The following is a 22,056-nucleotide window of genomic DNA, read 5'->3' on the forward strand; positions in this document are numbered from 1 at the left end:
ACCGATTGCAAAATGCCACGAAAAAGCCCCCCTTGTGTGGAAGGGGGGCAAAGGGACGGGTAGCCGCCTTTATGGATGGTTATTCAGCCTGCTGAGGGGCATACATGGCCCCCAGAAAGACCGGCAGGCGGGTTTCGGCGTCAAGAATCATATAGAGGAAGGGGCGGTTCAGGCGGACCGCGGGCAGGTCGTCCACAAGGGCGGCCCCCTCTGCCATAGCCACTACAGTGGCAGCGCCGGCTTTGGTGCCCTGCTCGTACACGGAAATATGGGTTTTGTGCAGCACATGGCTGATGAAAAGGGGCTCACCCTGCGCCCCATGGCCCATACCGGAAAAATCGGCCCGTTCGGCGTCAAAGGCGTCGCGGATCCCCATATCCTGTAGGGTTTGGGCCAGCGAGATGTTATAGTCCGCTTGGAACTTAGGGATTTCTACCAGCACAGGCTGGTCTTGCCCGCCGGTAAGTAGCTGGTGGAGATGTTGGCCGCTTAACCCGGCCAGGTAGTCGCTGAGAGATACACCTTCATCCGGCAACAGCGCGGCAAAGGCATATTGGCGGTCTGCGTAAAATTTTATAAAGCCCTGTGCCTGGCCATCCTGTAGGTAAACCTTTTCCGTGGAGGCCATCATGGGCACACTGGTTTCTGTGCCGTCCGCATGGGTGAACAGCCGCTCCAGCACATCGTATTCGTTATATACCTGCTCCCATTCCGCCTCAAAGGCCAGGGCGTTGACCAGCATCAGCACCGTGTCTTTGGGCAGCTTGTCCAGCATTTGGGGGATCATTTCGCTGGTGTGCTTACTGACCCAACTATTTATCTCTTCCAAAGTGGTATCGTCAAAGGGCTTTTCGAATAGGTTGGCCCCAAAATAGCCGGTGTTTAGCTGAAGGAAACCCGGCTCCAGGGCCACTTCCTCTTCCTTTACCCAAAGGGAATTGGCCTGGTGCAGGCGATACTTGTCCCCGACAGGCAAAGCTGCGTTGTAGGCGGACAGGAACTCCCTCAACGGGGCAATTTCCGTGCCAAAGGCGGTTTCCATCTGGGCTAGGGTATCCCCCTGGGCGCCGTTGGCCGTCATAGCCAATGCATTTGTGATGGAGAGGGGAGAGAGTAAGGCGTTTTCCGCGGGCTGCTTTTGCAGGGCGTGTTTTAGCAGATCCAGGCCGAATGTGGTGAGGGCAGTGGGGCAGTTTGGGTCTGTTTCGCTAAGCTTGGGAGGCTTGCCCCCGGAGATGGGGCCGCCACAGCCGCCAAGGGCCAAAGCCCCGGTTAGGGCCAGGCAAAGGGTGGAGAGGAACAGTTTTTTTAGGATGGTCGCTCTCATAAGATCGCCGCCTTTCAGGATGGTTTCTAACCCTATCATCGTCTTTTGGGGCAGGGAGGTTACAAGAAAAGGCAAACGGTTTGGAGAAAACTGCCCGCCCTGGAGGCTCAGCCTATACCCAAAAGGGATTTGAGCCAGTTTGCAAACCCGTCGGCGCCGTATACGGCCAGCATAATCAGCACCAAAAAGGCGACGATAGACAGCACCTCCCCCACGATGCGCTTGGCAGTAGGGGGAGAGGCAGGCTGGGCGCCATCTTTGCCGGAACGTTCCGACTCTACCTGGCGGCTTACCTGCGCGGCCAGGTCATTGGCCTGCTCCAACTGTTCAAATGGCACGTAGACTTTCTGGTCGGTGGGCATGGAGTCGCTGTCAAAGGAAAAATAGGATTGCCCGGCATCCTCCATTTTACTGGGGATGCCGGCCTCTTCCAGCGCTGTGTGCAGTTGCTGGGCTGTGTACATATCGCACCCGCAGAGAAAGACCATATCCTGCCCATCCAGTGGACGGAGTTTCTGGCTGCGGCAGGCAGGGCACCGGGTAAGCTCATTTGGGCAGGCCCGCCGGCATTTTTCGCAATACTGCATGGCACCCTCCCTTAAATCACCTGCTGGCCGTTGATAGCCAGCTTGAACTGTACCCCAAGCTTTTCCGCCGCCTTGCCGCAAAGGAGCATCCGGGCCATAAAAATCTCGAAATACTCCATCACAGAACTGAAATTGGGGTCGATCTCCAGCCGGAGCCAGATGGCCTTGTGTTCCCGGTCAATGTCAAGCCGGGAGCCGGTGACAGAGTAGTTTACCCGGTCATGGATGTCAAACTTGGCCGGGTCTTTGCCCCGAACCCGGCTGCGGCGTACGTCGGACTTGTCCGCCAGGATCAGGGCGGCGGCTTCAGCGCTGACCGGCACGCCGGTGCCCTCGTCATGGTTGCCAATGGCCGTGGCGATCAGGGCGATCTCCTCAGGGGGGAAACCCATGTTGTCCAGCAGGCGGAAGGCCATGACGGCCCCGCTTTGGCTGTGGTCTACCCGGTTGACCAGATTGCCTATATCATGCAGATAAGCGGCGATCATGGTCAACTCTACGGTACGGGCCGGGTAGCCCAGTTCCCGCAGGATGGAGCCGGCCGTGGTGGCGACCCGGCCCACATGGGCGAAACTGTGTTCGGTAAAGCCCAGGGCGGCCATAGAGGCATCAGCCTGGGAGATATAGGTTTTAATGGCGGGGTCGCGCTGAATATCCTGATAGGTTATCATGGCGTTGCTCCTTGCTTTTTCTTTGAGTGTAACACAAGCAGGAGGAGATTGCAAGAGGAAATGGGGCTTTGCTCAGGGCAGGCCACACAGGTCAGCTATTAACGGAGGGGATAGGCCAGGGCTTTGATTGCCTATTGACAAAGGTAACAGTGGCTGTTATAATGAAAACAGAAGTTGCGAAACGTGCGTTTCTTAAAAAGGAGGGTGACCCATGCCGCCAAAAAGCAAATTTACCCGGAAGGAGATTATAACCGCTGCCGTGGCGGTTGCCCAGGAAAAGGGGATGGACGCCGTTACGGCCAGAGGGGTTGCAGCCCGGCTTGGCGCCTCACCTAAGGTCATTTTTGGCCTGTTTCAAAATATGGAAGAATTACAGGACGAGGTGATGCAGGCAGCGCACCGGATTTACCAAGGCTATATCACCGGGGGCAGCAGCCAATACCCACCCTATAAGGCCAGCGGTATGGGGTATATCCTCTTTGCAAAAGAGGAAAAGGAGCTGTTTAAGCTGATTTTTATGCGTGACCGCACCGGCGAGCCGGTTTCGGACGATCAGGAGGAATTGGCGCCTATCCTTGCCATGATCCAGCAAAGTACCGGCATGACCAGGGAGCGGGCGTTTTTCTTCCACCTGGAGATGTGGGTGTTCGTCCACGGCATTGCCACTATGCTGGCAACTAATTATTTGCAATGGGAGGACGGGATGATCAGCAATATGCTGACGGACGCGTTTGAGGGCGTGAAAGCCCGGTTTTTAGGAGGTGGGCAACATGACAGCGATAAAGACAGTAGGACTGGTTAAGCGCTACAAGGGGCTGACCGCTGTAGACAAGCTTGACCTACAGGTAGAGCAGGGGGAACTGTTTGCGCTGCTGGGCGTAAACGGCGCCGGGAAGTCTACCACCATCAAAATGCTCTCTTGCCTGGCCCGGCCCACTGCCGGGGAGGCCCTGATAGAAGGGAAAAGCGTTACACAGGAAACGGCTGCTGTTAAGGCGCTGATTGGTGTGTCCCCTCAGGAAACGGCGGTTGCCCCGAACCTGACCGCTGGGGAAAACCTGCGGCTGATGTGCGGCATTCACGGTTTTTCCCGCAGGGAAGGGGAGGCGCTGGCTGGCCGTTTGGCGGAGCAGTTTGCGTTGGGCGAGTTGCTAAAACGCCGGGCCGGTAAGCTTTCCGGGGGGTGGCAAAGGCGGTTAAGTATCGCGATGGCTTTGGTAAGCCAGCCGCGGGTGCTGTTTTTGGATGAGCCCACCTTGGGGCTGGATGTATTGGCACGGGCGGAACTGTGGGAGCGTATCCGGGCACTGAAGGGGAAGGTGACGATTGTGCTGACCACCCACTATATGGAGGAGGCTGAGGCGCTCTCAGACCGTATTGGTATTATGCAGGGCGGCAGATTGCTGGCCCTGGGTACTGCCCAGGAACTGAAAGCACGGGCCGGTGTGGAAGGGCTGGAGGAGGCCTTTGTGCGCATTGTGAAGGAGGGGATCGTGTGAGATTATGGGCATTTTCACGGCGAACGGCTGTAGAGATTTTGCGGGATCCGTTGAATTTGGCCTTTGGGCTGGGTTTTCCGCTGGTATTACTGCTGTTAATGACCCTTTTACAGGCAAATATCCCGGTTCGTTTGTTTGAACTGGAACGGCTGGCCCCGGGGATGGCTGTGTTTGGGCTGTCTTTTATGACGCTGTTTTCCGCTACGCTGATTGCCAAAGACCGGGAGAGTGCTTTGTTGCAGCGGCTATATACGTCACCATTGACGGGGGCGGACTACATTTTGGGGTACGCGCTGCCGGTATTTCCTATTGCTTTGGGGCAATGCGTGGCCTGCTATCTGGCCGCGTGGGGGCTCGGCCTGCCGGTGACATGGTATACTTTATGCTCTATATTGCTGATATTGCCTGTTTCTATACCGTATATTGGGCTTGGGCTGCTGTGTGGGAGTGTGCTTTCCGTGAAACAGGTAGGCGGGATTTGCGGGGCTCTGCTGACCAATGTGGCTGCCTGGTTTTCGGGGATATGGTTTGATTTGGATCTGGTGGGCGGTCCGTTTAAGCGGATTGCCTATATATTGCCCTTTGTCCATGGGGTGGAGGTGGAAAAGGCTGCGTTGGTGGGGGATTTCGCGGGCATTTGGCCGCACTTATGGTGGGTTTTGAGATATGGTGTGGTGATATTCACCGGGGCAATATGGGTGTTTACGGCTCAAATGCGCAGAGATTAGGCAGGGTTATGGGGGCGATAGTAGGCACTTCTTACCGGGTTGTTGCGGGGGTCTTGGGCGGTTTATAGCGGGGTCTTAGAGGGGTATTTTTGGGGGAAAACCGGCAGGGGAGGAAGTGGGAGGGAGGCAGCCTGTTTTTGTGTTCGATTCGCGAGCCCAGTTGGTGCGTTGACGGGGACGGCTGGCCGGGGCGGTGTTTCGGGTGTGGGGAGGGGGCGCCCAATGGAGATGTTTGTTTAAACATCAAACGATACTATAAGAATAGGGCTTGTTTGAAAATAGAGGAAATGACGAATTTTTGGCCAGAAGGGGGCAATTTCAAGGAGAAAACCGCAAGGCAATCTCGCGATTGACGAGGATTTTCGACGTAGAAAGTGGCCTCTTATGGCAAAAAAGACGACGTTTTCGATTTTTCAAACAAGCCCTAGACTTTTTAATAAATTTTTTTGTTATATACATTGCGATGTGATTGGTGTGCCGGGCATTTGCGGTGCAGCCCTATGGGGATGATGGAGGAGCGGGGGCGTTTCGGATTTGGGGAAAAGGGAAGGGCGGGAGGCTGGGTAAGCCTTCCGCCCGGTTTGCGTGGGGTTAGCGGATAAAGTTGGTGAACTGCTTGGGCTCGTGCTCCGGCAGGCCGAACTGGGCCTTGCCAAGGGCGATGCTCTTCATGAGGAAAACCATGTTCCGGGCCAGGGTGCGCATCATTTGCAGGCCCTCGGCATCGCCCTCGGCCTGGCCGGGGGTTTGGCCATGGATGCCGTTCCAGTACTGCCCGGAGGCAATGGGCATACCGGAAATGGCGAAGAACTTGTTGAGCTCGTCATAGGTGGCGGTGAGGCCGCCCCGGCGGGCCGCGGCCACGGCCGCGCCTACCTTCATGGTTTTATCAAAGGGGGCGCTGTAAAAGAGGCGGGTCATAAAGGCTACCAGCGTGGCGTTGGCCGAGGCGTAATATACCGGCGAGCCTACCACCAGCCCGTCGCAAGCCTGGAATTTGGGCGCGGTTTCATTGACCAGGTCATCAAACACGCAATGGCCCAACTCGCCGCACTTCCGGCAGGCGATGCACCCCCGGATGGCCTTATTGCCTATGTGGATGGTTTCGGTTTCGACCCCGGCCTGGGTGAAAACCTGCTCCATCTGCTGGAGGGCGGTGTAAGTATTGCCATTGGCGTGGGGGCTGCCGTTGATCATCAGGACTTTCATGTGGGATCCTCCTTGGTTTATCAGGTTATTATATAGTATATATAGCGGGGCGGCGGGAAAATGCCGGGTTATGGGACCAACCCGGCCACTTCTGCCAAGGTGAGGCCCTGTTCCAGGGCAATGCGGGCCACATCCTCGTATTCGGGCTTTTGGCGGGTGACGCCCCAGCCCCCGGCGGTTTTGACCCGCACCTCCCCGTAAGGGGTGGTGGCGGTGTGCTGGGAACGGCGCAGCACCCGGCGGGCGCAGAGGGTTTCCCGCACGCCCAGGGTGGTGGTGTGGGTGAACAGCAGGCCGGCCATTTTTTCGGCATCCTCCGGCCGGCACAGGCAGGTGAGCAGCACCCCGGGCCGGCCTTTTTTCATGCCGATGGCTGTGGTGAAGGCATCCAGGGCCCCGGCATCCAGAAGGCGCTCTGCCGCAAAGGCAATGGCCTCGGGGGTCATGTCGTCCAGGTTGCAGCGCAGTTCCGTTACCTGGCCACTGGTATCGCCGGTATCGCCCAGCATGGCCCGCACGGCGTTTAGGGCGGGGAAGTCTTTGGTGCCCATGCCGTAGCCGATTTTTTCGGTACACATAGCCGGGGCAGGGCCGAAGGCCCCGGCAAAGTGCAGGAGCAGCGCTGCCCCCGTGGGGGTGCACAGTTCGCCGTTGATGGCCCCGCCGTAGGTGGGTACGCCCTGGAGGATATGGGCGGTGGCCGGTGCGGGGACCGGCAAGATGCCGTGGGCACAGCGTACCTGCCCGCTGCCTACATGGACAGGGGAACAGACCACTTGCTGGGGCGCCAGGCGGTGCATCAGCAGGCAGACGGCGGTTACGTCGGCTATGGCGTCCAGGGCGCCTACCTCGTGGAAGTGGACTTCCTCTACCGGCACACCGTGGGCGTGGCTTTCCGCCTGGGCGATCAGCCGGTAGACGGCCAGGATATGGGTGCGGACTTCTTCGGGCACTTGCAGGTGGGAGATGATGTGGGCTACATCGTGCAGGCCCGCATGGTGGTGGGTGTGCCCGTGCCCATGGGGGTGCTCATGAGAGTGCTCATGTTCGTGGGTGTGGGCGTGTTCGTGGGTGTGCTCAAGGGAGTGTTCATGTTCGTGAGTGTGGGTGTGGCCTTGGGGCACATCGTGGGTGTGTTCCTCCTGGCCGTTTACGGTGACGGTTACATGGGTGCCGGTCACGCCGCATTTGACCGCCTGCCCGGCAGTAAACCGCACGCCGGGCAGGCCCAGGGCGTTCAACTCATCCACAAATGCCTCCCGGTCCGGGAGGAGCTCCAGCAGGGCAGCGGTGAGCATATCGCCGGCAGCGCCCATGTTGCATTCCAGATAGAGGGTTTTCATAGGGGTGTCCTTTCTTGGGGGATGGGGCGGCTATTCGCCCGCTTTTTTGGTGTGGGGCATACTTTTACCCAAGGCGGCAATGGTGATGGCGACCAGGGGGTTGATCCAGCCGAAGAAGGTAAAGGGGGCGTACTGCCAGGCCGAGATGCCCAGCGTATTTTCGGTAAAGCCTGCCCCGGTGCTGTAGGGCACAATGCCGCCAAATACCGTGCCGGCATCCTCCAGGGCGCGGCTGAGGTTTTGGGGCTTTAGGTTATGCTGCCGGTACAGGGGGCGGAACAGCCGGCCGGTCATGATGATGGCCACGTACTGCTGGCCGGTGCCGATCAGCACGCCCCAGGCGGTGAGGATGGTGGCAATGACCAGCCCGCGGTCGGACTTAACATGGGCGACCACCTTCTCCAAAATGGAGTTGGCCATGCCGGTGCACTCGAAGATGCCGGCAAAGCTTAGGGCGATGAGCATGAGGGCTACGGTGCGCATCATGCTGAGGATGCCGCCCCGGTTGAGCAGGGTGTCCACGGTATCTACGCCGGTGCTGGCGGAAAAGCCGTTCATGACGCCCCCAAGCAGGGCGCTGAGGTTAGCCCCCTGGACAAACAGGGCCGCCAGCATACCCAGTAGGGCGGCGCCCAGCAGGCCAGGCAGGGCCGGGATGTGGAAGATCACCATAACCAGCACCAGCAGCGGGGGCAGGAGCAACAGCGGGTGGATGACAAACTGGGACGAGAGGGTGGAGAGGGTTTGGGCCACCTGGGTGTTATCGGCTGCGCCGCCGCCGAATACAAAGCCCAGCACCCCGTAGATCAGGATACAGATAGCATAGGTGGGGGTGGTTGTGACCATCATGTGGCGGATATGGTCGAATACATTGGTGTCTGACACGGAGGGGGCCAGGTTGGTGGTGTCGGAGAGGGGGGACATTTTGTCGCCAAAATACGCCCCGGAAACGATGGCGCCCACGGTGATAGCCGGCGGGATGCCGATGGCCTCGCCGATACCGAAAAGGGCTACGCCTACGGTGCCGATGGTGGAAAGGGAACTGCCAATGGCCAGGGACACCAGGGAGCAGAGCAGCAGGGCCGTTACCAGGAAGAAACGGGGGGAGATGATTTGCAGGCCGTAGTAGACCATGGTGGGGATGATGCCGCCGGCCATCCAGGCGGCGATCAGGATGCCGATGGACATGATGATCAGCAGGGCGGGCAGGGCGGGGGTGATGGCCTGGGAGATGCCGTCCAGCATCTGCTGCCAGGAAAAACGGTGGAGCGCCCCCACGCCGGCGGCCAGGGCGGCTGCCAGTAGAAGGGGTACATGGGGCGCTGCGCCCAGCCCGGCGGTAAAGGAAACCACCAGGGCGATCAGCGCTGCAAACAGGGCGGTGGCGGGCCAAAAGCCCACAGGGGTGGGCGCTTTTGCTTGGGGTGACATCGGGGTGCCTCCTTTTGGGATTATTTGCCGGAGTAAATTATACCATATTAGTCTACTTTATTCAATCTTTTTTTCTCAAGGGGAGGGGACAGGGGCAGGGCGGAGGAGAGGGGTAGGATTTATGGCGTTTTTCACTAAAATTATGTGGATTTTTTCCACGGAACACCGGGGTGCGTGGAAAAAATATTTCTTTCGACACCTTGACGCTTTAGGCGGTATGGACTATAATGGAATTCCTTGCCTAAAGGGCAAGCCCCCGTTTTCCGCGGCTGGGCGGGGCGTCATGGCAGCTAAAACGGTGATCAAGAAGGGAGTGTTCTGTGTGATTGAAGTGCAAGACCTGCGCAAGACCTTTAAGGTTGCCCGGCGGGAGGCCGGGTTTGGCCAGGCGGTGAAGAACCTGTTCCATCGGGATTACGAGCACATCCATGCGCTGGACGGCATCAGTTTTACCATTGGCGACGGGGAAATGGTGGGTTACATAGGCCCTAACGGCGCAGGGAAGAGCAGCACCATCAAAATACTCAGCGGTATTTTGACCCCGGACAGCGGCAAATGCCTGGTGAACGGCCGGGTGCCCTGGAAGGAACGGGTGCGCCATGTGAAGGAGATTGGCGTGGTGTTTGGGCAGCGCAGCCAGCTTTGGTGGGATGTGCCTGTGACCGACTCGTTTGAACTGCTGAAGGAGATTTACAGCATACCGGCCGCAGTTTATAAGCGGAACCTGGAGGAACTGACCGGGATGCTGGGCCTGAAGGAACTGCTGCGCACCCCTACCCGCCAACTGTCCCTGGGCCAGCGGATGCGCTGTGAGATTGCCGGGTCCCTGCTCCACAGCCCGAAGATCCTCTTTCTGGACGAGCCCACCATTGGCCTGGACGCGGTGTCCAAGCTGGCGGTGCGGGATTTTATCAAGCGGCTGAACCGGGAGCGGGGCACCACGGTGATTTTGACCACCCACGATATGCAGGACATTGAGGCGTTGGCCAGCCGGATCCTTCTCATCGGCAAGGGGCGCATTCTGCTGGACGGCGGCCTGGAGGACATCCGGTGCGGCGGGGAGCACATTGACGAAACCGTTGCCGAACTTTACAGGAAGTTCGACGTGACCTGAGGGGGTGGGGGTATGAGAAAATATCTTGCGTTTTTCCGTTTGCGGTTTGTGATGGGGCTACAGTACCGGGCGGCGGCCCTGGGGGGGCTGGTCTGCCAGTTTTTTTGGGGGGCTATGGCGATTTTGGCCTTTAAAGCCTTCTATGAGTCCGACCCGGCGGCATTCCCTATGGAGTTTCAGGCTTTGTCCAGCTATATCTGGTTGCAGCAGGCGCTGTTAGTGATGATCAGTATGAATGGCTTGGATAATGCGTTCATGGATATCATCCAAAGCGGCAATGTGGCTTATGAGCTGTGCCGCCCGGTGCGCGTTTACCCCATGTGGTATGCCCGCTCGGCGGCCAGCCGGGTGTCCGGCGGGTTCCTGCGCTGCGCCCCCCCGTTGCTGGTGGCGTTGCTGCTCCCGGCGCCTTTTGGGCTGATGCTGCCGGGGGACCTGGGCGCTTTCCTGTGGTTCCTGCTCTCCCTGACACTGGCGGTGGGGGTGGTGACGGCCATAGCGATGATTGTGGCCATGATTACCTTCCACACCATCTCGGCCCGGGGCGTGCGGCTGATTGCGGTGGGGGTAACGGACTTTTTTTCCGGGGCCATTATCCCCCTGCCCTTCTTCCCGGAGGGCATCCGCCAGGTGATGGAGTTGCTGCCTTTTTCCTCTATGCAGAACGTGCCGCTGCGCATTTACACCGGGGATATCTGCGGGACGGAGATGGCGTACCACATGGCTTTGCAAGTGTTTTGGCTGGTGGCGCTTGTGGCCCTGGGCAAGCTGCTGGAGCATATGGAACTGAAAAATGTGGTTATTCAGGGAGGTTGAACCATGCGCCTGTATATGAAATACTTTGAGATCCACCTAAAGTCCATTATGCAGTATAAGGGCTCCTTTTTTGCCACGCTGATTGGCTCGTTCCTCACTTCCTTTACGGTGTTTTTGGGCATTTTCTTTATGTTCCGGCGGTTCCACACCGTGGCCGGGTTTAGCTATGAGGAGGTGATGTTGTGCTATGGCATTATGCTGATGGGGTTTGCCGTGGCCCAGATGTTTGCCTCTGGGTTCAAGGTGTTTGACAGCATGATTGCCAACGGGGAGTTCGACCGCATCCTCTGCCGCCCCCGGAATGAGATTTTTCAGGTGCTGGCCTTCCGCATTGACTTTGTGCGCCTGGGGATGCTGCTACAGGGGATCGTTATGCTGGCCTATGGCCTGGCAAGCTGCCAGGTGGACTGGAACGTACCCAGGGTGATAACGGTGGTTTTTATGATAACCGGGGGGATGGTGCTGTTCTCGGCGCTGTTCCTGCTGGACGGTTCCATTGCCTTTTTTACCTTGCAGGGGCTGGAGTTTATGAATGTGTTCACCTACGGGGCCATTGAGCACGGCAAATACCCCATTGCCATTTACGGCAAGGGGATGCTTACTTTTTGTACCTTCCTGATCCCCTATGCGCTGGTGCAGTATTACCCCTTGACCTATGTGCTGGGGCGCTCCGGCAACCCGCTGTTTATCTTTTTGCCGCTGGTTGCCTGCCTGTTTGTGGTACCCTGCTGGGGGGTGTGGCGGATGGGGGTACGGCGGTATAAATCTACGGGATCTTAAAACCTATAAGGAGGCATATTGTGCTGGAAACGAAGGATTTGATACTGGGGAAAGCGAGATTTGAGGATTGGGAGGCGATGTACCGGAATGTGTGGAGCCGCCCGGAGAGTTTCCGCTATATGGTGCTGGAGTTGTCCCCGGACCCGGCGGAGGCCCAGGCGCGGATGCACCGGACCATTGCCTTTCAGGCGGAGCGGGAAACGGCCTATACGGTATTTCTGAAAGCAACCAGGGAGGCGATTGGCTTTGCGGGCATTGCACAGGTGGAGGGGGATACCTGGGAGGAGAGCGGCATTTGCCTGGGGCCGGATTACTGGGGGAGAGGCTTTGGCCGCCAGGTGCTGGACTGCCTGCTGGATCATGCCAGGGAACGGGGGGCCAAGGTGTTCCTTTACTCCTCTTGGGAGGAGAACGGGGCCTCGCGGGCACTGGCAGCCAAGGCCGGGTTTGCGCAGTACGCGCTGGAACAGCATACCCGGCCCCATGACGGGTACGGATATAAGCTGCTGAAGTACCGGAAAGATATGTGAGCACACAAAAAGAGCCGGCCTTGTATGGGCTGGCTCTTTTTCGGTTGGGTAGGGATCACTCATGCCGCAGGGCGTCGATGGGGTTCAGGTTGGCGGCTTTGACGGAGGGCATCAGGCCGAAGATAATGCCGATGATCATGGAGAATACCACACCGAAGATGATGGCCGGTACGCTGATGGCTACCGGGGTTTCCGCGATGTGGGAGATCAACTCGGCCAGGCCAATGCCCACGCCTACCCCCAGCAGGCCGCCCAGGCTGGTGAGCATGGCGGCCTCGGTAAGGAATTGCCAGAGGATGCGGCTTTTCTTTGCGCCGATGGCTTTTTTTAGGCCGATCTCCCGTGTGCGCTCGGTGACGGACACCAGCATGATGTTCATGACGCCGATACCGCCTACCAGTAGGGAGATACTGGCGATCCAGACAAGCTGCTGGTTGGTGGCGTTGGAGAGGTCCTGGAGTTCTTTTGCCTGCTCCAGGGTATCTTCCGCCTTATAGGACACGGTGGTATTGGTATTATAGGTGTTTAGCAGCGACTCAACATCTTTGCCTACCTTTGACATGGCCTCGGTATAGCTGACCCGGACGGCCAGTTCCTCCGGCTCGTCATACGCGAACATGGAGGGCCAGATGGCGTTGGGTAGGAAGATAGCCCCGGCGTTGCGGTTGCCCATATAGGTGTAGTATTCGTCGATGGAGTTGATGACCGGCTCGAACTTGATGTCCATCTCCACCACGCCCACCACCACTAGGGCAATGGAATTGTACTCGATGGTTTTGCCGAGGGGGTCTTCGCCCTCAAACAGGGTTTTGGCGGTGGTGCTGTCCAGGATGGCTACCGGGCGCAACTGGGTGAAGTCATTGGGTACAAACATCCGGCCCTTTTTGATGGAGTAGCCACAGGTGGAGAAGTAGTCGTTATCAATGCCGTATATGGGGCAGCCGGACAGTTCGGTATTGCCGTAATAGAAGTTGTAATCGGTATAGGAGCGCCGGGTATACCGGGCGGCGGCATCCACATTGGGCATGGCCAGGATCTCTTCAAAGGTGCTATCGCTTACCTGGGGGATGCCGTCCGGGATCCCTTCGCGCATATCGTAGATATAGTTATAGTCGCTGTTGTAAAACTGGATGCGGGTAACATTGTTGCCGGCACCGATGAGGTTTTGCTTGATCTGCTCATTGGTGCCCTTGATGGTGGACACGATGGAGATAATGGAGGCGATGCCGATGATAATGCCCAGCATGGTCAGGAAAGAACGCATTTTGTGGGCCCATATGCCCTGAAAGGACAAGCGTATATTCTCTATCATGCAGTCACCTCCTAGTACAGGTCGCCCGGACTGGTGGGCACATAGTCGTCATAGTCCACCATATCGCTGGGGCTTGTGGGTACGTTGTTGTCGTTGCCGGTGGTCCCACCGTTCCCGGTGTTGTCCGTGCTGCCGTCATCCGTGGTGGAGCCGCCGGAACCGTCCGGCGTTGTGCTGCCCTCCGGGGTAGAGGAGGAGGCGCCGTCCGGCGTGGGATCATCCGAGGCGGTATCGCCGGTGCCCGCGTTGCCGACTACCTCATGGAGGCCGTTCAGGATCATGCCGCCCAGTAGCAGCGAGGCATCCTCCGGGCCGGTGGCCAGGCTGCCGTCCGGCATACCGGTAATGCCGTCCATATCACCAGCCCCGTCGGGAATGCTTTCCACGGGCTCACCGTCCTCGGTGAAGGGTGGCTCCTGGGTATTCTGGTCGACTACCCGTACGCCCTCTTTGGCATCGGAACTATAGGGGAAAGCCAGGTAATCTTCCGGGGTAAGGCCGGACTTGATCTCGTAGGCTTGGCCGTTCCAGATGCTTTTGCCCAGTTGGACATAGGCTTTGACCAGCCGGTTATCCGGCCCGGCTTTCATCACGTAATAGCCTGCGTCATCCTCCCGGAAATAGGGGGCGTTGAGATAGAGAGTATCGCTGCTGACGGCCGTGTTGTTGACGTTCATGTTGATCTCTACATAGTTGCCTGTCTGGAGGTTGTCGTCCGGGTCCAGTATGACGGAGGAAAACTCGTAGTTGGAACTATTGGAGTTGCCGGAGCTGTAATAATAGGTGTTCTCCACAGGGAAATCGGAGATGGACACGATTTGGGCCGTATAGCTGTTCATACCGGACATACCGTAGGCGGTAATGGAAACCTGGTCGCCGATGTTGATGCTGCCCAGCAGGTTTTCGCTCAGGGTGCCGGACACATAGTACTGCTGTGCACCGGAAACCACCAGGAAGGGCAAGCTTTCGGCCATTGCGGAGTCCAGGTCCAGCAGCGAGCGCACCTGGCCGTCCACGGTACTGAGCACGGTGGAGTTTTCCAGGGCGCGTTTGGATTTATCCAGGTTCAGTTTAGCCTGTTTCAGGTCCAGGTTCAGCCGGGTGATCTCCTGCTTTTTCTCTTTGATCGCCTGGTTCAAATCAGCGGAAGTGTACCCCATATGGTTGTAGTTGTTGGGGTCGGGGGTGGGGGTAGGCGTTGCCTTGGCTGTTTCCCGGTTCAGCAGATCCAGGCCCTCCCCCAGGTTGGCTACACTGGCGCCCGCGGCCACGCCGCTGAGTACGCCGCCTGTCTGGAAGGCGGCTGTGAACTGGGTGCCGTCCAGGGTGACGGAGGACAGCAGTTTGCACTGGGAATTGTTGAACTCCCGGACTTCAAACACGGCTGCGAAGGGGGAAGTCAACTGGAAACCGTCCTCATCCTCGTCCTCCTCCGGGGCGAATTTGACCCGTGCCAGGCCGCTTTCCAGCAGGCCCGCCCGGCCAAAGGAAACCGGTGCGGAATCCAGTTGAGAACCGGCGTTGTCCGGCTCCGGGGTCGTTTCCGGCTCCGGGGTCATCGTGGGGTCAGGCTCCGGGGTGGCGGTGGGTTCGGGCGTGTCGTCCGGCGTAGGCGCCGGGGTAGGGGTGGCGTCCGGTGTGGGCGCTGATGTGGGCGTGGGGGTAGAGGTGGGCTCTACATCCAGGCCCCAAAGCAGGCGCAGAAAATCCGAACCCATGGTGTAGCCTTCCTCACATAGGAACACGTAGGGGTCCTCGGTGGTACCCGTGCCCTTATAGGGGATGGAATCCGCCGTCAACTCCTTATACACGTGCACATCCGGCGTGGGTTTGGGGGTCGGGGTGGGGGTAGGCGTAGGTTTGGGCGTGGGCTTAGGCGTGGGGGTGGGCTTGCGGGTGGGCTGCACGCCTGGAGCCGGCTTGGTGTTTTGCAGCTTTTTTAGCTGCCGCTGGGCCTCGTCGATTTTAACCTCCGCCTGTTTTACGGCGATCTCCTTTGCCTCCATATCCAACTCCAGCGTAGTGCGGTCGTATTGCAGCAGGGGGTCGCCCACCTTGACGGTTTGCCCCTCCTGCACGAAAATTTCGCTGATGGTTTTGGAGGAGTCGGGGTAGATTTCCTGGACAAAATCGGACACGATATTGCCGGAACTGGAAGTCTGGTCGCCCCAATAATTGGTGGACACATTATAGTCGGTAAGGGAGAGGACTTCCACGGTTTTCTGGTCGTTGCGGTAATTTAAATAGAGCACAACGCCGGTGATGATACCGGCCAGGATCAACAGGGTGATACCCAGGATGATCAGCCTTTTGCGCAGGTTTACTTTGTTATTCATGGGCGGATCCCTCCCCTCCTGCGGATGTGTTCTCCTGTTTCAGCGCATCGAGCTGGCGTTCCAGCGCGGCGATGATGGACTGGCCGCTGATGGGCTCCTCCTCCCGGCGGGGGGCAGGGCTTTCCGGCGCTTTGCCGGGGGCGGGGATTTTGCCATACACATTTTGCGCCTGTTGGGGAGGCCGGGCCGGTGCAGGTTTTGCGGCCTGCTGCGGCGCGGCTGTGCGCCCCGCAGGTTTTCCTGCCGGATGGGCGGCCGGGGCGGGGACAGCGGAAAGGGGCAGGGCTCCGGCACCGGCCGGTGGGGGCGGGGGCGTGCCATGGGCGGACAACTCCGGCAATGGCTGGCCCGCGCCACCCAGCAGCAGCCCGTCGCGGATATGCAGGGTGCGTTTGGCGTGGGCGGCGATCTCCGGCTCGTGGGTGATCATGACGATGGTGGCGCCCTCGTCGTTCAGGCTCTGGAAGATCTCCATAATCTGCTGGCCGGAGGTGGTGTCCAGCGCGCCGGTGGGCTCGTCGGCCAGAATGATTTTGGGGTTGTTGACAATGGCCCTGGCAATGGCCACCCGCTGGCATTGGCCGCCGGAAAGCTGGGTGGGCTTGAAGTTTGTGCGGTCCCCCAGGCCGACCCGCTCCAGGGCCCGGCGGGCGATCTCCTGGCGTTCCCGGCGGCGGACGCCGGCGTAGAGCAGGGGAAGGGCCACGTTCTCCAGGGCGGACTGGCGGCTTAACAGGTAAAAGCTTTGGAACACAAAGCCGATGCTGTGCAGACGTACCTCGGACATACGCCTTTCGCTGACCTGGGCGATGTTTTCATCCCCCAGCAGGTATTCGCCGGAACTGGGATTGTCCAGGCAGCCGATGATGTTCATCAGGGTGGTTTTGCCGGAGCCGGAAGGCCCCATGATGGCCAGGTACTCCCCCTCTTCCACCGAAAGGGAAATGCCTTTGAGCACGGGCACTTCCATGCGGCCTTGCAGGTAGGTCTTGCAGATGTTGCGCAGTTCAAGCATCATTCTTCCACGCCCCCTATTTCTTCACCTGCCTGCGGCATGGCCAGGACGCCGTCCCCGTTTTCAGGGGCAATATCTTCGCCGGCATCGTCGGAACCGGCCTCGCCGCCGGTATCCCCGTCCATATCGGGCATCATATCCCCGGCAAAATCATCGGGGTCCAATAACTCCATATTGGCGCCGGGGTCGGTTTCACCCATACTCATATCCATATCCGGGTCGACCTGGGCGCTGGCATCGGTGGTGGTGGGGCCGCCCTCGACCAGGCCTTCCATCGGGTAGGCGATATAGTCGCTGAGCTCCAGCCCGCTGACGATTTCGTAAAGGCTTTCGCCCGCGTCATACGCGCCCAGCAGGACCTGCCGTTTCTCCAGTTTTTCGGCCTCGTTGCGCACCCACACATAGCCGACGGTGTCGCCGGTAGGCTCTTCGCCGTCTTTCACGCCTTCAACAAGGATATAGGAGGCGGACAGCCATAGGCCCTCCCGCTGGGTGGTGCTCTGGGCGGCCTGGGGCTCGATATAGACGTGCTGCCCCAGTATCAACCCTTCCAGATTGGCAAGGCCCACATAGAAGTTGTATTTGGAACTTTGCTGGCCCTGGTCCATGCCGCCGTAGTACATCATATCGTTGTTGTTGTTGTTCTCCGCCGGCTCGTAGCTGATGCTGTCAATGGTGCCGCTCCACACGGTATCGGCATCCACACGGGAGCGGATGGTGACAGGCTGGCCCTCGTAGATAGAGCCGATGTTCTGCTCGGTTATGGTGCCTTTGATGCGGAACTCGCCGGAGGAGAGGATGCTCATATAGGGCATGGGTTGCCCGTTGTTGTCGGTTTTGGGGGTGAGGTTGATCTGCTGGATGACGCCCTCCACCTCGGAGAGGACTTCGTTGTTGTCCAGGGATTTCTTCAGCTTTTCCAGTTCGCTTTGCTTGACGGAGCGCTGGTATTCCTGTTCCTTAATGCTCAGCTCTACCGATTGGATGGATACCACATAGGAGTACTGCTCGTCGCTGCCGGCTTTGGCCTTTTCGGCCTCCAGGGTCTTTTTTTGGTCCTGGAAGGTGGTGATCTGGTTGGAGATACCTTCCAGTTCCAACTCGGCCTGCCGGATGGAAAGCTGCATCTCCTCGGTATCATAGCGGAACAGGGGAGTGCCTACGGATACCTCGTCCCCCTCCTGCACCAGAACTTCGGAAACGGTGCGGGTGTCGTCCTTGTTGATCTTGGTGATCTGCTGGGGCTCTACCAGGCCCGAATACCGGGGGTCGCTATCGCTGCCCGCGCCGGTAATGCTGGCCACCGAACTGACGTATACCGGGTCGGCATTGCCGGCGGCCAGGTAGTCTTTCAGCCAAAAGAACCACACGCACAGGGCAATAACAGCCACTGCCACGATAGAGGACACAACAATGAGGCCGGTCCGTTTTTTACTGTTCATATGGCTGCCGTGCTTATTGCTGGTTGTGTTATTTTCCATAAACCAATGCGCTCCTTGGGATAGATTATGCGGATGAAAATACCTTACGATACCAATATACTGTGTTATTATACAACATTTCCCAGAACATATCAACCGCTTTTTCGCCTGGGGATTTGAATATTTTGTAAACATATGAACAGAGGATTACCGGCGCGGAAGGGGGATTTCCCCGTATACCCATTAGAACGCGTGGGGCGTTGAAAGGTCACAGTTGATTTTTAAGTTTTTTCAGGTTATACTGGATGTACGAAAAAAACGGGAGGCAGTTATGGCACAGGCAAAGAAGAAATTTTACGCAGTCCGGGTGGGCCGGGAGGGCCAGAAGATATATACAAGCTGGGATGCGTGCAAAAAACAGGTGCAAGGTATGGGGGGCGCGGTTTACAAAAGCTTTCCCACCCTGGAAGAGGCCGAAAACTTTTTACAGGGCTGGGAGGCAGGGAAGGAGCCTGCGCCCGAAACCCCATGGGACGGCGCCGTGGCCTATGTGGACGGCAGCTTTGACAAGCGTACCGGGGAGTTTTCCTGTGGGGCGGTACTGTTTTGGCAGGGGGAACAGGTGGAATTCTCTGAAAAGTTTGTGGATCCGGAGATGGCCCAGATGCACAATGTGGCCGGGGAGATTATGGGTGTGCTGACGGTGTTGGCGTACTGCCAGGAGCAGGGGATACCCGGCGTGGAGATACACCACGACTATGAGGGCCTGGGACGCTGGGCAGACGGAAGCTGGAAAGCAAACCGTGCCGGGACACAACGCTACGCGGCGGCCTGCCAGGCGTTTGCCCAAAGGATGAAACTGCGCTTTGTGAAGGTGAAGGGCCATTCGGGCGACCAATATAACGATATGGCGGACAGCCTGGCCCGGCAGGCGCTGGGGTTTTAAAGCCGGTGCAGGATGTACAAATGGGAAAAGCTGGACAGGGGAACTGTCCAGCTTTTTGCTGTGCCAAGTGTTTTGCTTTACGCTAAGGGATGTGATTAAGAGGTGCTTGTAAAGGCGATTTCAGCACAGGTTGCGTAAAGCGGTTTGCTTGCTACGATGTGGTAAGCTTATCCTTTTACAGCTTTTTCCAGCCTTTCCAGGGCTGCTTGGAGGACCCATTGGGGTACGGCCAGGTTTACCCGCTCAAAACCAATGCCCTCGTCGCCGAACATATAGCCTTCGTCCAGGAACAATTCGGCTTTCTGCACCGTCATTTCTTCCAGCTCTTCTTTGGTTTTGCCCAAGGCAGTGCAATCCAGCCACAAGAGATAGGTGCCCTGCAACTGGACGGTTTTGATTTCCGGGAGCCTTTCGGCGATGAAATCAACCGCCAGTTGCCGGTTGGCGTCGATGACGGAGATCATCTCTTCCATCCAGCCTTCACACTGGGTATAGGCGATGCGGCAGGCCTCCAGCCCCAGGGCGGAGGGGCCGCCAAAGCCCGCGATCTCCCGGAACCGCTTGCGGTCTTCCTCGCTGGGAATGATGATATTGGAGGTCTGCATGGTGGCCAGGTTGAAGGTTTTGCTGGGGGCGGTACAGACGATGATGTTGTCCTCCGGCCGGGCCACATTGTGGATGACCGTATGCTCAAAACCGGGCATGATGATGTCAAAGTGGATCTCGTCGCTGAGGATGCGCACGCCGTGGGCCCGGCAGATGTCGCAGATCTTCCGCAGTTCCTCCGGCGTCCAGACCCGGCCCACCGGGTTGTGGGGGCTGCACAGGATGAGCATTTTATTGTTGCTGTCAGCCGCAAGTGTTTCCAGCAGGTCAAAGTCAATGGAATAGGCGTTGTCCTTATACAGCAGCGGGCAACGGCTGATCTGGCAATGGTGGTTTTCGATGGCCATGTAGAAAGGGTAGTAGACAGGCGTGAATACGATGATGCCGTCGCCGGGCTGGCAGAAAGCCTTTACGGAGAACATCAGGGCCTCTACCACACCATGGGTGCCGATGATCCATTCCGGCTCAATATGCCAGTGGTGGCGCTTTTCCATCCAGGCGCATACGGTTTCCAGGTACTCTTGGGTGGGGCTGGTATAGCCGAGGATATGCGTATCCATATACGTTTTTAGGCCCTGGGCGATCTCCGGCGGGTTTTTGAACTCCATATCTGCCACAGAAAGGGGCACGATGCCCGGAGAGAGGTCGGGTTTCTTTTCCCGCATCCCGTTCCATTTGCCGCTGCCACAATGGGAGCGGTCTACCAGCGTTTCAAAATCATACTTCATACCGATATCCCCTTATGTAAGAATTTGTGGGAACCCGCTGTAATTTGACGGGTGCCATAAAATAATTATGCAATTTCCCGCGGGTTTTGTCAATACCGCCGCAGGGTTTTATTCGTAGGGCAGCGTGATAAACTGCCTGTGGTTTCCTTGACAGGCGGGATCTACACCTGCCTGCATAGCTTGGTAGGCCGGGGGCGGCCTGGGTTATTGTACCCCGGTTTTGCTGCAAAAGCCTGCCATGCAGCAGGTTTCACAGTGGGCTTTCCGGGCGGTGCAGACGGCCCGGCCGTGTAGCACCAGGCGGTGGCAGAAGTCGTTGGAGTCTTCGGGCGGGAGTACGTCCCGCAGGTCTTTTTCCACCTTTTGGGGGGCGGTGTTTTTTGTCAGACCCAGCCGCCCGGAAATGCGGATGCAGTGGGTGTCGGTAACAACGGCGGGCTTGTGGAAGATATCGCCCAGGATCAGGTTGGCGGTTTTGCGGCCAACGCCTGGCAGGCTGAGTAGGTCTTCCATGTTGTCCGGCACCTGGCCGCCAAAATCATCCCGGATTTTCCTGCAGGCGGCCAGGATATCTTTGGACTTGGTTTTATAAAATCCACAGGAGTGGATTAGCTGGCCGATCTCCTCCTCGGTGCCTTCACAAAAAGCCTCCAGGGTGGGGAACCGGGCAAAAAGCGCCGGTGTGACCAGATTGACCCTGGCATCGGTGCACTGGGCAGCCAGCCGGGTGGAGATCAGCAGTTGTAGAGGATCCTGATAGTCCAGTGAGCAGAGGGCGTCGGGATATGCCTGTTTTAAAGCGTCAACGGCCAAAAGGGCCAGTTCTTGTGTTTCCATGGGGGGGCATCCTTTCCTTTTTTCTACATCATACAACAATTTAGGGCGGTTGACAAGGGAAAAGCGTGGGATTATAATAGGCGCGGAGAAAATACCGGGGAGAGGGGCGTTGCCAATGACTTCAGCCGTATTGCAGCTTATTGCCGTATCCACCATGTTTATCGACCATGTGGGCTACCGGCTATACCCTGGCGTGGATTTGCTGCGGATGATTGGGCGGCTGTCCTTTCCAGTTTTTGCCTTTATGTTGGTAGAAGGGTTTATACATACGGCCAACCGGGGGAAATACGTACAGCGCCTGGCACTGTTTGCGGTGGCCTCGGAGGCGCCTTACCAGTTGTTTGCCCGTGGAAGGCTGGGGGCGCTGCCGCCCTGGAGCAATATCTTTTTTGAATTGTTGCTGATTTTTTTCGCCCTTTGGCTGGCCGAGGCAGGGAAATGGTACGGCTGGCTGGGCGCGGCGGGTGTGGCCCTGCTGGCGGAATGGCTGGGCTGTATGTACGGCGCTTATGGCGTGCTGGTTGGATTAGGGTTTTATGCCTTTCGGGACCGGCGCTGGGCGGGGATGTCCTGCCTGGTGGCGTGTACGTTGCTTTGTTGTTTGTACCACGGCAGTTGGTTCCAGATATACGCTGGCTGCGCGGCTGTGCCCCTTTGGCTGTACAATGGCCAAAGGGGGCGGCGCTTGCCGCGGTATTTCTGTTATGCGTTTTATCCGGCCCACTTGCTGCTGATTTGGGGTGTTTCTCTGCTGCGGTAGCCGGGGGAAAGGATTATGCCGGCGTACCGTGCCTGCCGCTTTCAAGGGAAAACCTCTTGC

21 protein-coding genes are annotated in these 22,056 nt (G+C 58.0%); 9 read left to right on the forward strand and 12 right to left on the reverse strand.

Going from position 1 to position 22,056, the window contains the following annotated elements:
* Positions 1–79: 79 nt before the first annotated feature.
* From U8U01_RS04830 to U8U01_RS04840, 3 genes are all read right to left on the reverse strand, one after another.
* On the reverse strand, positions 80–1,327 hold the full coding sequence (locus U8U01_RS04830; RefSeq protein ID WP_322171119.1) for a serpin family protein: 1,248 nt from the start codon (positions 1,325–1,327) through the stop codon (positions 80–82).
* 107 nt (positions 1,328–1,434) lie between these two features.
* A complete protein-coding gene (locus U8U01_RS04835) occupies positions 1,435–1,914 on the reverse strand; it encodes a hypothetical protein (protein ID WP_322171121.1) in 480 nt (159 codons plus the stop codon).
* Positions 1,915–1,925: 11 nt separating this feature from the next.
* Positions 1,926–2,585 (reverse strand): HD domain-containing protein, encoded by a 660-nt coding sequence (locus tag U8U01_RS04840; protein ID WP_322171124.1) that lies wholly within the window; start codon positions 2,583–2,585, stop codon positions 1,926–1,928.
* 211 nt (positions 2,586–2,796) lie between these two features.
* On the opposite strand from U8U01_RS04840, the gene U8U01_RS04845 reads away from it, so the two are divergent.
* From U8U01_RS04845 to U8U01_RS04855, 3 genes are read left to right on the forward strand one after another with little or no spacing between them, the layout of a single operon-like run.
* Positions 2,797–3,387: a TetR/AcrR family transcriptional regulator gene (locus U8U01_RS04845; protein ID WP_322171126.1), complete on the forward strand. Its 591-nt coding sequence runs from the start codon at positions 2,797–2,799 to the stop codon at positions 3,385–3,387.
* Positions 3,356–4,084: an ABC transporter ATP-binding protein gene (locus U8U01_RS04850; RefSeq protein WP_322171129.1), complete on the forward strand. Its 729-nt coding sequence runs from the start codon at positions 3,356–3,358 to the stop codon at positions 4,082–4,084. The genes U8U01_RS04845 and U8U01_RS04850 overlap by 32 nt, the downstream gene beginning before the upstream one ends.
* Positions 4,081–4,812, forward strand: coding sequence for an ABC transporter permease (locus U8U01_RS04855; protein WP_322171133.1), 732 nt, complete (start codon positions 4,081–4,083; stop codon positions 4,810–4,812). The genes U8U01_RS04850 and U8U01_RS04855 overlap by 4 nt, the downstream gene beginning before the upstream one ends.
* A gap of 591 nt (positions 4,813–5,403) precedes the next feature.
* Here the strand turns inward: U8U01_RS04855 and U8U01_RS04860 are convergent.
* The 3 genes from U8U01_RS04860 to nhaC form a co-directional block, all read right to left on the reverse strand.
* Positions 5,404–6,021: a flavodoxin family protein gene (locus tag U8U01_RS04860; protein WP_322171136.1), complete on the reverse strand. Its 618-nt coding sequence runs from the start codon at positions 6,019–6,021 to the stop codon at positions 5,404–5,406.
* Between the two features lie 68 nt (positions 6,022–6,089).
* On the reverse strand, positions 6,090–7,364 hold the full coding sequence (gene larC, locus U8U01_RS04865; protein ID WP_322171138.1) for a nickel pincer cofactor biosynthesis protein LarC: 1,275 nt from the start codon (positions 7,362–7,364) through the stop codon (positions 6,090–6,092).
* Between the two features lie 30 nt (positions 7,365–7,394).
* Positions 7,395–8,795 (reverse strand): Na+/H+ antiporter NhaC, encoded by a 1,401-nt coding sequence (nhaC, locus tag U8U01_RS04870; protein ID WP_322171141.1) that lies wholly within the window; start codon positions 8,793–8,795, stop codon positions 7,395–7,397.
* A gap of 283 nt (positions 8,796–9,078) precedes the next feature.
* Between nhaC and U8U01_RS04875 the strand changes: the two genes are divergently transcribed.
* The 4 genes from U8U01_RS04875 to U8U01_RS04890 are packed head-to-tail and all read left to right on the forward strand — an operon-like array spanning position 9,079 to position 12,035.
* Positions 9,079–9,909, forward strand: a complete 831-nt coding sequence (locus U8U01_RS04875) for an ABC transporter ATP-binding protein (protein WP_367575598.1) — start codon at positions 9,079–9,081, stop codon at positions 9,907–9,909.
* A gap of 12 nt (positions 9,910–9,921) precedes the next feature.
* Positions 9,922–10,725, forward strand: coding sequence for an ABC transporter permease (locus tag U8U01_RS04880; RefSeq protein WP_322171144.1), 804 nt, complete (start codon positions 9,922–9,924; stop codon positions 10,723–10,725).
* A 3-nt stretch (positions 10,726–10,728) separates the two neighbouring features.
* Positions 10,729–11,505, forward strand: coding sequence for an ABC transporter permease (locus U8U01_RS04885; RefSeq protein ID WP_322171146.1), 777 nt, complete (start codon positions 10,729–10,731; stop codon positions 11,503–11,505).
* Between the two features lie 20 nt (positions 11,506–11,525).
* Positions 11,526–12,035, forward strand: a complete 510-nt coding sequence (locus U8U01_RS04890; RefSeq protein WP_322171149.1) for a GNAT family N-acetyltransferase — start codon at positions 11,526–11,528, stop codon at positions 12,033–12,035.
* A gap of 55 nt (positions 12,036–12,090) precedes the next feature.
* Here U8U01_RS04890 and U8U01_RS04895 read toward each other — a convergent pair whose 3' ends face one another.
* From U8U01_RS04895 to U8U01_RS04910, 4 genes are read right to left on the reverse strand one after another with little or no spacing between them, the layout of a single operon-like run.
* Entirely contained in the window at positions 12,091–13,347 is a 1,257-nt protein-coding gene (locus U8U01_RS04895; RefSeq protein ID WP_322171152.1) for an ABC transporter permease, read from the reverse strand.
* Positions 13,348–13,358: 11 nt separating this feature from the next.
* A complete protein-coding gene (locus U8U01_RS04900) occupies positions 13,359–15,683 on the reverse strand; it encodes a biotin/lipoyl-binding protein (RefSeq protein WP_322171155.1) in 2,325 nt (774 codons plus the stop codon).
* The gene (locus U8U01_RS17430; RefSeq protein ID WP_367575599.1) at positions 15,676–16,701 is read right to left on the reverse strand and encodes an ABC transporter ATP-binding protein; all 1,026 of its coding nucleotides are present in this window, start codon (positions 16,699–16,701) and stop codon (positions 15,676–15,678) included. Before U8U01_RS17430 ends, U8U01_RS04900 begins: the two co-directional genes overlap by 8 nt.
* Positions 16,698–18,179: an efflux RND transporter periplasmic adaptor subunit gene (locus tag U8U01_RS04910; RefSeq protein WP_322171158.1), complete on the reverse strand. Its 1,482-nt coding sequence runs from the start codon at positions 18,177–18,179 to the stop codon at positions 16,698–16,700. Before U8U01_RS04910 ends, U8U01_RS17430 begins: the two co-directional genes overlap by 4 nt.
* A gap of 271 nt (positions 18,180–18,450) precedes the next feature.
* On the opposite strand from U8U01_RS04910, the gene U8U01_RS04915 reads away from it, so the two are divergent.
* Positions 18,451–19,065: a ribonuclease H1 domain-containing protein gene (locus U8U01_RS04915; protein ID WP_322171161.1), complete on the forward strand. Its 615-nt coding sequence runs from the start codon at positions 18,451–18,453 to the stop codon at positions 19,063–19,065.
* Between the two features lie 167 nt (positions 19,066–19,232).
* Here the strand turns inward: U8U01_RS04915 and U8U01_RS04920 are convergent, their stop codons facing one another.
* Complete coding sequence (locus tag U8U01_RS04920) at positions 19,233–20,399, reverse strand: MalY/PatB family protein (protein WP_322171164.1); 1,167 nt, start codon at positions 20,397–20,399, stop codon at positions 19,233–19,235.
* A 204-nt stretch (positions 20,400–20,603) separates the two neighbouring features.
* On the reverse strand, positions 20,604–21,236 hold the full coding sequence (gene nth / locus U8U01_RS04925) for an endonuclease III (protein WP_322171167.1): 633 nt from the start codon (positions 21,234–21,236) through the stop codon (positions 20,604–20,606).
* Between the two features lie 115 nt (positions 21,237–21,351).
* Here nth and U8U01_RS04930 point away from each other — a divergent pair, with 115 nt between their 5' ends.
* Positions 21,352–21,996, forward strand: coding sequence for a TraX family protein (locus tag U8U01_RS04930; RefSeq protein ID WP_322171170.1), 645 nt, complete (start codon positions 21,352–21,354; stop codon positions 21,994–21,996).
* Positions 21,997–22,056: the final 60 nt, after the last annotated feature.

Source organism: Acutalibacter caecimuris (assembly GCF_034335085.1).
GTDB classification, from domain to species: domain Bacteria; phylum Bacillota; class Clostridia; order Oscillospirales; family Acutalibacteraceae; genus Acutalibacter; species Acutalibacter caecimuris.